The sequence below is a fragment of the Falsiroseomonas sp. RANM36 genome (assembly GCF_056682175.1).
The window spans coordinates 1,705,369-1,714,562 of the sequence record NZ_JBWXTD010000003.1 but is presented as its reverse complement, the minus strand read 5'-3'; the positions used below and the strand labels follow the sequence as shown (position 1 = coordinate 1,714,562).

The window sequence follows — 9,194 nt, the reverse complement described above, 5'->3', positions numbered from 1 at the left end:
CCCCCCCCCCCCCCCCCCCCCCCCCCCCCCCCCCCCCCCCCCCCCCCCCCCCCCGGCCGCTCAGGTGAACAGGATGAGGAAGGCGATCAGCAGGGCGAAGAGCGCGACGGCTTCCGTCAGCGCGAAGCCCAGGATGCCGATCGGGAAGACCGCGTCGCGGGCCGAGGGGTTGCGGCCGACGGCCTGCACCATCGAGGAGAAGATGCTGCCGATGCCGATGCCCACGCCCGCGAGCGCGATGACGGCGATGCCGGCGCCGAGGGCCTTCGCGGCGAGAACTTCCATTGAAGTGATCCTTCCGTGTGTTCGGTTGGGGTGAGGGGGTCCGCCGTCGCTCAGTGCAGATGCACGGCGTCGTGCAGGTAGATGCAGGTCAGGATCGCGAAGACATAGGCCTGCAGAAAGGCGACCAGCAGCTCGAAGCCGATGAGCGCGACGTTCAGCGCCAACGGCAGCGAGGCGCCGAGGAAACCCGCCACGCCGGCGCTGCCCATCAGCACCACGAAGGTGGCGAACACCTTCAGCATGACGTGGCCGGCGACCATGTTGGCGAAGAGACGCACCGAGAGGCTGACCGGGCGCGACAGGTAGGAGATCAGCTCGATCGGGATGATGAGCGGCGCCAGCGCCTTCGGCGCGCCCTCGGGGAAGAAGTAGCCGAAGAACTTGGTGCCGTGGATCGCCAGCGCCACGATCGTCACCAGCAGGAACACGATCGTCGCGAGCGCGAAGGTGACCACGATGTGGCTGGTGAAGGTGAAGGCGAAGGGCAGCAGGCCGAGCAGGTTGCCGACCAGCACGAACATGAACAGCGAGAACACGAAGGGGAAGAACTTCTTCCCCTCATGGCCGATCTGGTTGACGCAGAGCCCGTGGATGAACTCGTAGGCGCTCTCGGTCAGGGACTGCAGGCGGCCCGGCACCACCGCGCGGCGGGCGGCGCCCCACATCACCAGCGCGGTGATGACGCCGACCGCGAGCAGCATGTGCGCCGCCGACTGGGTGAAGCCGACGGAGGCGCCGACCTTGCCCAGCACGGGAACCAGTTCGAACTGGCCCAGCGCATCGATCGTCTTGCCTTCGGCAGCCAAGTTCCGCTCTCCCGCCCAAACCCAGACGGGCCCGGCCCGCCGCTGCCTACTTCCCGACGCGGCGTGGCGTGAACAGCCGATAGACGTTCAGCACCCCGGCAGCGCCGCCGAACACGAAGAACATGAGGAAGAGCCACGGCCAGGTGCCAAGCCAGCGGTCGAGCAACCAACCCAGCCCCACACCCGCGATCAGCGCCGAGACGACCTCGACGCCCGCCCGGAAGCCGATCCCCCAGGTGCCCCCCTGCGGAAGTTGCCCGGGTCCCGGCGCGGAGGGCGTCGCCCCCTGCCGTTCCCGAGCCTTCTGCAGCCGCTCCTCGAAGCCGTCTGTCTCCGGCACGCGCGCTCCTCCTTGCGGTCCCCCGCCCGGAAGGCGCCCGTCCCTACGGCGCGGGGGGATCGGTGTCAAGGCGAGGACTGCCGCATTGCAGCATGACGCGGCGGGTGTTGCGGCGTCACGTCCTCCAGCCGGTCCACCGCCCGGAGCGCGGGGAACCAGCGCATCCAGAGCAGCACCACTGTCATCGTGCCGAAGCCGCCGAGCACCACCGCCGCCACCGGCCCGAGCAGCGCCGCCATGCTGCCGGAATAGAACTCGCCGAGCTGGTTCGAAGTTCCGATGAACAGCGAGTTCACCGCCGCGACCCGCCCGCGCATCTCGTCCGGCGTGCCGAGCTGCACGAGCGACTGCCGCACCACCACGCTGACCACATCGGCCGCCCCCACCAGCGCCAGCGCGAGCACCGACAGCGCCAGCGACTCGGACAGACCGAAGACGACCGTGCCGGCGCCGAAGAGCGCCACCGCCCGCAGCATGCTGCGCCCCGCCCACCGCCCGAGCGGCCGCCAGGCGAGCCAGAGCGAGGCCGCCAGCCCACCGGCCGCGAGCGCCGAGCGCAGGATGCCGAGGCCCCAGGGCCCGGCGTCCAGGATGTCGCGCGCATAGACCGGCAGCAGCGCCGCGGCGCCGCCGATCAGCACCGCCACCATGTCGAGCGTCACCGCCCCCATCAGCGCCGGCCGCGCGCGCAGGAACACGAGGCCCGACAGCAGCACCTCCAGCGTGACGCGCCCGCGAGGCCGCGGCCGTGCCGCCATGCGGATCAGCAGCACCAGCACGGCGGAGAGCAGGGCGAGCGCGGCGACGCCGGCGTACGGCGCTGCCGGCCCGCCCGCCGCATAGAGCAGCCCGCCCGCGGCCGGCCCGGCGATGGTCGCCGCCTGCCCCGTCGAGGCCGCAAGCGCATTGGCGCGCGCCAGATCCTTCGCCGCCACCACGCCCGCCAGCAGCGCCTGGGAGGCCGGCATCTCGAAGGCGCGGGTAGCGCCGAACAGCGCGACGATCGCGAAGATCCAGCCGGCATCGAGCCAGCCCGCGAGGCTGCCGGCCGCCAGCGCGGCCGCCGCGACGCCGTTCGCCGCCCGGCAGGCGGCGGTCACGGCGCGGCGGTCCAGCCGGTCGGCGGCCAGCCCGGTGACGGGCGTCAGCAGCAGCATCGGCACGAACTGCACCAGACCGATCAGGCCGAGGGCGAAGGCGCTGTCGGTCAGCGCATAGACCTGCCAGCCCACCGCCACGACCTGCATCTGCAGCGCGAAGGATGACAGCACGCGGGAGGAGAGGAACAGCAGGAAGGGCGGTTGGCGCCACAGCGGAAGCGTCGCGGGCGCGGGTTCGGCCATGGCGGGATGGCAGCACCCCTCGCCACCCCGCGTCCAGCCCGCCGGCGCCCCCTACCCGCCGATGAAGCCCCCGGACTGGCGCTGCCAGAGCTTCGCATAGACGCCGCCCAGCGCCAGCAGCTGCGCATGCGTGCCCTGTTCCGCCACGCGGCCATGGTCCAGCACCACCAGCCGGTCCATCCGCTGCAGCGTGGAGAGGCGATGCGCGATGGCGATCACCGTCTTGCCGGCCATCAGGCGATCCAGGCTCTCCTGGATCGCCGCCTCCACTTCCGAATCGAGCGCGCTGGTGGCCTCGTCCAGCACCAGGATCGGCGCGTCCTTCAGCAGCACCCGGGCGATGGCGATGCGCTGGCGCTGCCCGCCCGAGAGCTTCACGCCGCGCTCGCCGACATGCGCGTCATAGCCGGTGCGGCCGCGCCAGTCGGAGAGGCGCGCGATGAAGTCATGCGCCTCCGCGCCGCGGGCCGCGGCCTCCACCTCGGCCTCGGTCGCAGACGGGCGTCCGTAGCGGATGTTGTCGCGGATCGCGCGGTGCAGCAGCGCGGTGTCCTGCGTGACCACGCCGATCGCCGCGCGCAGGCTTTCCTGCGTGACGCCGCCGATGTCCTGCCCGTCCACCAGGATGCGCCCGGCCTCGGGCGCGAAGAAGCGCAGCAGCAGGTTGATCGCGGTGGTCTTGCCCGCCCCGGAATGGCCGACGAGGCCGACGCGCTCGCCCGGCGCGACCGCCAGGTCGAAGCCGTCCAGCACCGCGCCGCGCCTGCCGTGCAGCACGTCCTCCGGCGGCTGGCCGTAGCCGAAGCGCACCTCCTCGAAGCGGATCGCGCCCTGCGTCACCGCCAGCGGCGCCGCGCCCGGCGGATCGGGCGCGGTGGGCGGGACGGCGATGGAGCCCATCGCCTCCTGCACCACGCCGATATTCTCGAAGATGCCGGCGACGTTCATCGCCACCCAGCCGGAGATGTTCGCGATCTGCCAGGCCATCGGCAGCGCGGCCGCGACGACCGCCAGCGGGATCTCCCCCTGTGACCAGAGCCAGATCGCGAGCGCGCCGGTGCTCACCAGCAGCGCGGCGTTCAGCGTGGAGAGCAGCAGGCCGTTCAGCGTGACCAGCCGCGTCTGGCGGGCGAAGTCGCGGTTCAGGGTCTGCAGCGCCTCGCGCACATGCGCGTCCTCCTCCTCGGCGCGGGCGAAGAGCTTGACCGTGGTGATGTTCGTGTAGCTGTCCACCACGCGCCCGGTCAGCGCGCTGCGCGCCTCGGAGGCCTTGCGCGCGCGGTCGCGCATGCGCGGCACGATCAGCCGCAGCAGCGTGGCGTAGAGCACGAACCAGCAGAGGATCGGCAAGGCGAGCCGCGCATCGGTCGCCGCCAGCGTCAGCACCGCGCCGGTGCCGTAGACCAGGATGTACCAGACGGCGTTGACCGACTGCACCACGCTCTCGCGCAGCGCCGGGCCGGACTGCATCACGCGGTTGGCGATGCGGCCGGCGAAGTCCTCCTGGAAGAAGGGCAGGCCCTGGCGCACCACATGCCAGTGGCTCTGCCAGCGGATCATGCTGGTGACGCCGGGGATGATGCCCTGCTGCGTCACCAGGTTCTGGCAGAGGATCGCCACCGGCCGGGCAAAGAGCAGCAGCGCCGCCATCCCCGCCAGCGTCCAGCCGGCCCCGGCCCAGATCCCCTCCGGCCCGTAGCGCTCCAGCAGGCCGACCAGCTGGCCGATGAAGACCGGGATCATCAGGTCGAGCAGCGCGACCGCGAGGCCGGCCACGAACAGCGCGGCGAACAGTGCCCGCGCCTGGCGCGCGAAATGCCAGTAGAAGCCGATCAGGGAATGCGGCGGCGCGTGCTCCGGCACCGGCACGCCGAGCAGGCGCGCGGCGGGCGAACCCGGCGGGGCCACCGGGTCCATCGCATGCTCGAAGCGGCGGAAGGGCAGCACGCCGGCAGGACGCGCCGCTTCTCCGCCCGGGTCAACCATGCTGGCGGGCGGCGCGCCGTGCCGGATCGTCGGGCGCCGGCACGTCGCGCGGCGCGACGCGCAGCACGAGGTAGCCCGCGAGGCCGGAGACCAGCGACCCGGCCAGGATGCCGATCTTCGCCTGGTTCTGCAGCGCCTCGCTGTCGGGGAAGGCGAGCAGGCCGATGAAGAGGCTCATCGTAAAGCCGATGCCGCAAAGCAGGGAGACGCCGACCAGCTGGCCCCAGCCCGCCCCCATCGGCACATCGGCGAGCTTCAGCCGGATCGCGATCGCCGCCGCGCCGAACACGCCGACCAGCTTGCCCACCGAAAGCCCGAGCGCGATGCCGAGCGTGACCGGCTGGGCCAGCACTTCCCAGCTCAGGCCGAGCAGCGGCACGCCGGCATTGGCGAAGCCGAAGACCGGCACGACCACGAAGGCCACGGGCTTGGCGAGCGCGTGCTCCAACCGGTGCAATGGCGATTCCGCGTGCTCCACCGCGCCCGGCGAGGGACGCAGCGGGATGATCAGCGCCAGCGCGACGCCGGCGATGGTCGCATGGATGCCGGAACGCAGCACCAGCACCCACAGCAGCGCGCCGAGCAGCAGATAGGGCAGCAGCCGCGCGACGCCGAAGCGGTTCATCGCGATCAGCGCCGCCAGCACCGCCGCCGCCAGGCCGAGATCGAGCAGCGAGACATTGGCCGTGTAGAACGCCGCGATGATCAGCACCGCGCCGAGATCGTCGATGATCGCCAGCGCAGTGAGGAACACCTTCAGCGAGACCGGTACGCGCGAACCGAGCAGGGAGAGCACGCCGAGCGCGAAGGCGATGTCGGTGGCGCTCGGGATCGCCCAGCCGGCCAGCGCCTCCATGTTGCCGCGGTTGAGCGCGGCATAGATCCCGGCCGGCACCACCATGCCGCCGACCGCCGCAAGCCCGGGCAGGATGCGTCGCGGGCCGGAGGAGAGCTGGCCGTCCAGCACCTCGCGCTTGATCTCGAGGCCGACGAACAGGAAGAACACCGCCATCAGCCCGTCATTGATCCAGTGGCCGAGGCTGAGCGGGCCGAGATAGGCCTTGAGCGCACCGAAATAGGCCGGCGCCAGCGGCGAGTTGGCGACCACCAGCGCCAGCGCCGCCGCACCCATGAGCACGAGCCCGCCCGCCGCCTCGTTGTCGAGGAAGTCGCGCAGCATCGAGGGCGGGCGGCGCGACGGTGCGGGCTTGGCCATGCGGGGGAGGTCTCCGGCTGCCGGGAGACGGGCTCCCGCTGGGCGTCAGGTGGCGTCGGGCGGGGCGCCCGGAAGGGTGAAACCCCGCCAGGCGGCGAGCCGGTGGTCCCCTGCCATGTCGGCCACCAGCCACACCATGCGGTCGAGGAACCACATCTTCGCGACGAGCGCCACCGCCAGCCCCGTCAGCGCCGCCCAGGGGAGCAGCAGGGCCAGGCCATACAGCAGCAGCAGCCCGCCCAGCGCGGACAGCGCATTGAGCAGCAGCGGGATGCGCCGGTGCTGCGGCGGCACCGGCACCTCGTCCCGCGCGAGCCACAGCCGCTCCCCCAGCACCGCGCGCGAAGCCCAGCTCTCCAGGCTCCGCGGCGGGGGAAAGAGGCGCGGATTGGCCCAGGTCCAGGCCAGCAGCAGCGCCACCGGCAGCAAGGCCCACCACCCGATCCAGGCCCGGCTCCAGATGGCCAGCGCCAGCAGCGGCAGGATCGGCACGCGGGTCCAGACCGACCAGGGATTGGCATGCCGCGCCCAGGCCGAATCGTCCATGCGGTGGGCGCGGGCGATCCGGGCCTCGATCGTCATCAGCGCCTTTCCCGGCGCATCAGGCGACCGGCGTCTCCGCCAGTTCCACCGCGCGCTGCAGGTCCACGCTCAGCAGGCGGGAGACGCCGCGTTCCTGCATCGTCACGCCATAGAGGCGGTGCATCCGCGCCATGGTCAGCGGATGGTGGGTGACGATCAGGAAGCGCGTGCCGCTGCGCCCGTCCTCCTCGGCCGCCATCAGTTCCAGAAGGTCGCAGAGCCGTTCCACATTGGCGTCGTCGAGCGGCGCGTCCACCTCGTCCAGCACGCAGACCGGCGCGGGGTTGCAGCGGAACACCGCGAAGATGAGGGAGAGCGCCGTCAACGCCTGCTCGCCGCCCGAGAGCAGGTTGAGCGAGGCAAGCTTCTTGCCCGGCGGCTCGGCATAGATCTCGAGACCCGCTTCCAGCGGATCGTCGGAGCCGACCAGCGCCAGATGCGCGCGGCCGCCGCCGAAGAGGCGCGTGAACAGCCCGCGGAACTCGGCATCCACCTTGTCGAAGACCACGCGCAGCCGCTCGCGCCCCTCGCGGTTGAGGTGACCGATCTGGCCGCGCAGCTTGGCGATGGCGGTCGCGACCTCGGCGCGTTCGGAGTCGATCGCGTTGCGGCGTTCGTCGAGCTCGTTCAGCTCCTGCTCGGCGCGCAGATTGACCGGGCCCATCTCCTCCCGCTCGCGGGTCAGGCGGTCCAGTTTTTTCCGCGCCTTTTCCTCCGCCTGCTCGGTCAGGTCGGCCACGTCGGCCGGCAGCTCGGGATGCGCCTCGCCGAGGCGTTCGGCGATGCGTTCCTCCACCGAAAGTGCTGCGGCCTCGGCGGTCTCCATCGCGCCCTCGGCGCGCACCTGGCCCTCGCGCGCGGCGACGAAGCGGGTGTCGGCCTCGCGGCGATGCGTCGCGGCGGAGCGCAGCTCGGCCTCTGCCTCGGCCAGCACGCGCGCGGCCTCGGCATGCGCGGCCTCGGCCTCGGCCAGCAGGCGCGCGGCGGCGGCACGCCGCGCAGCGGCGGCTTCGGGCGCCTCGGCGAGCCGCGTGACCTCCGCCTCAGCCTCCTCGCGACGCGCCGAAAGCTCATCGCGGCGGGCGGCGGCTTCCGCGCGGCGCTCGGCCCATTCGGCGCGTTCCGGCCCGATCGTCTCCTGCCGTGCGGCGATGCGCGTGGCCTCGGCGGCGAGTGCGGCGCGCGTGTCGCGGGCGGCGGCCTCGGCGGCGCGGGCGGCGACAAGGGCAGCGCGGGCCTGCTCCACCTCGGCGCGCAGCGCGGCGAGGTCGGGTGCGGCGGCGCGCGCGGCCTGGGCCTCGGCCAGCGCGGCCTCGGCGGCCTGCCGCTCGGCGGCGAGGCGTTCCACTTCCGGGGCCAGCGCGGCCAGCCGCGCCTCGGCCTCGGCCGCGCGGGCGGTCAGCGCCTGGGCCTCCTGGCGCAGCCGGGCGAGCGTCGCCTCCGTGCTGCGGCGGGATTCGCGCGCGGCGGCTTCCTGCTGCACGGCCTGCTGCTCGGCGCGGGCCGCGGCATCACGCGCGGCGCGGGCGGCGAGCGTATCCGGCGCGGCGGCGCGGGCCGCGCGGGCCTGTTCCAGGGCCTGGGCGGTCGCCTGCAGCTCGGCATCGAGCCGCGCGAGTTCCGGCTCCACGGCGGCGAGCCGCTGCTCGGCCTGGGCGGCGCGGGCGGCGACACGCTCGGCGGCGGTGGCGGCGGCGCCGGCACGGCGCTCGGCCTCGGCGCGCGCCTCGCGCTGCCGCGTCTCGGCCTCGCGGGCCTGGCGCTCGGCCTCCGCGGCCTCCCGCGCATCCTGCTGCGCGGCGGCGAGGTCCGGCACCGCCGCGCGCGCGGCGCGGGCGGCAGCGAGCGCGGCCTCGGCGGCGCCGAGATCCTCATCGAGCCGCGCCAGTTCCGGGGCGAGGGCAGCGAGCCGGCTCTCGGCCTCGGCGGCGCGGGCGGCGATGCGCTCGGCGGCCGCGATGGCGGCGCCGGCGCGGCGTTCGGCCTCGGCGCGGATGTCGCGGCGGCGGGCTTCCTCCTGCCGCGCGGCCTGCTCCTCGGCCTCTGCTTCGGCGCGGGCGGATTGCGCGGCGGCGGCGGCGGCCTCGGCCTGGTCGAGCACGACCTGCGCGGCGCGCAGCTTGTTGCGCTGCGCGAGGCGGACGGCGCCGGGGCTCGGCGTGCCGGCGCGGGCGCAGTGCCCGTCCCAGCGCCAGAGCGCGCCATCCTCGTTCACCAGGGCCTGGCCGGGTTGCAGCCCGGCCTGCAGCGCGGCGCCGTCCTGGCCGCGCGGCAGCAGGCCGATCTGCGACAGGGCGCGGGCGAGCGCGGCCGGCGCCTCAACCAGGCGGGAGAGCGGCGTCGCGCCATCCGGCAGGGCCGGCGGCGGGGCGAAGGGCGGAAGGCTGCGCCAATGGCGCGGCGCATGGTCGTCGAGCGGGCTGTCCAGCGCCTCGCCCAGCGCGGCGCCGAGCGCCGCTTCCAGGCCCGGCGGGACCGAGACGGAATCGAGCACCGGCGCCAGGCCGGCACTGACCGCGGCGGCGGCGGCGACTTCCGTCAGCGCGGCCACTTCGGCCTCCGCGCGGGCGCGGGCGCCGTCGGCCGCCCCCGCGGCGCGGCGCGCCGCCGCCGGGGGCGGGTGCGCCGCCGCGGGC

Annotated in this window: 8 protein-coding genes; all 8 read right to left on the bottom strand. The window is 74.1% G+C overall.

Translation table 11 applies throughout. The features are described from left to right. Window positions 1-60: 60 nt before the first annotated feature. Window positions 61-285 carry an ATP synthase subunit C family protein gene (locus AC1MIR_RS13170; protein ID WP_480028604.1) on the bottom strand — a complete coding sequence of 75 codons (225 nt, stop codon included), beginning with the start codon at window positions 283-285 and terminating at the stop codon, window positions 61-63. Between the two features lie 50 nt (window positions 286-335). Further along, window positions 336-1,091 carry a F0F1 ATP synthase subunit A gene (locus AC1MIR_RS13165; RefSeq protein ID WP_480028603.1) on the bottom strand — a complete coding sequence of 252 codons (756 nt, stop codon included), beginning with the start codon at window positions 1,089-1,091 and terminating at the stop codon, window positions 336-338. Window positions 1,092-1,137: 46 nt separating this feature from the next. After that, complete coding sequence (locus tag AC1MIR_RS13160; protein WP_480028602.1) at window positions 1,138-1,431, bottom strand: AtpZ/AtpI family protein; 294 nt, start codon at window positions 1,429-1,431, stop codon at window positions 1,138-1,140. A 65-nt stretch (window positions 1,432-1,496) separates the two neighbouring features. Then, entirely contained in the window at window positions 1,497-2,774 is a 1,278-nt protein-coding gene (locus AC1MIR_RS13155; protein ID WP_480028601.1) for an MFS transporter, read from the bottom strand. Window positions 2,775-2,825: 51 nt separating this feature from the next. Continuing rightward, window positions 2,826-4,760: an ABC transporter ATP-binding protein gene (locus AC1MIR_RS13150; RefSeq protein ID WP_480028600.1), complete on the bottom strand. Its 1,935-nt coding sequence runs from the start codon at window positions 4,758-4,760 to the stop codon at window positions 2,826-2,828. Beyond that, on the bottom strand, window positions 4,753-5,976 hold the full coding sequence (gene nhaA / locus AC1MIR_RS13145; RefSeq protein WP_480028599.1) for a Na+/H+ antiporter NhaA: 1,224 nt from the start codon (window positions 5,974-5,976) through the stop codon (window positions 4,753-4,755). The genes AC1MIR_RS13150 and nhaA overlap by 8 nt, the downstream gene beginning before the upstream one ends. 45 nt (window positions 5,977-6,021) lie before the next feature. Further along, window positions 6,022-6,558 (bottom strand): DUF6653 family protein, encoded by a 537-nt coding sequence (locus tag AC1MIR_RS13140; RefSeq protein WP_480028598.1) that lies wholly within the window; start codon window positions 6,556-6,558, stop codon window positions 6,022-6,024. 19 nt (window positions 6,559-6,577) lie between these two features. Beyond that, window positions 6,578-9,194 (bottom strand): coiled-coil domain-containing protein (locus AC1MIR_RS13135; protein ID WP_480028597.1); only part of this gene is annotated, 2,617 nt, incomplete at its 5' end.

Bases quoted from the DNA above. Each gene is read 5' to 3' on its own strand.
- AC1MIR_RS13170 (WP_480028604.1), bottom strand. From the start codon at position 285: ATGGAAGTTCTCGCCGCGAAGGCCCTCGGCGCCGGCATCGCCGTCATC.
- AC1MIR_RS13150 (WP_480028600.1), bottom strand. From the start codon at position 4,760: ATGGTTGACCCGGGCGGAGAAGCGGCGCGTCCTGCCGGCGTGCTGCCC.
- AC1MIR_RS13155 (WP_480028601.1), bottom strand. From the start codon at position 2,774: ATGGCCGAACCCGCGCCCGCGACGCTTCCGCTGTGGCGCCAACCGCCC.
- AC1MIR_RS13140 (WP_480028598.1), bottom strand. From the start codon at position 6,558: ATGACGATCGAGGCCCGGATCGCCCGCGCCCACCGCATGGACGATTCG.
- nhaA (WP_480028599.1), bottom strand. From the start codon at position 5,976: ATGGCCAAGCCCGCACCGTCGCGCCGCCCGCCCTCGATGCTGCGCGAC.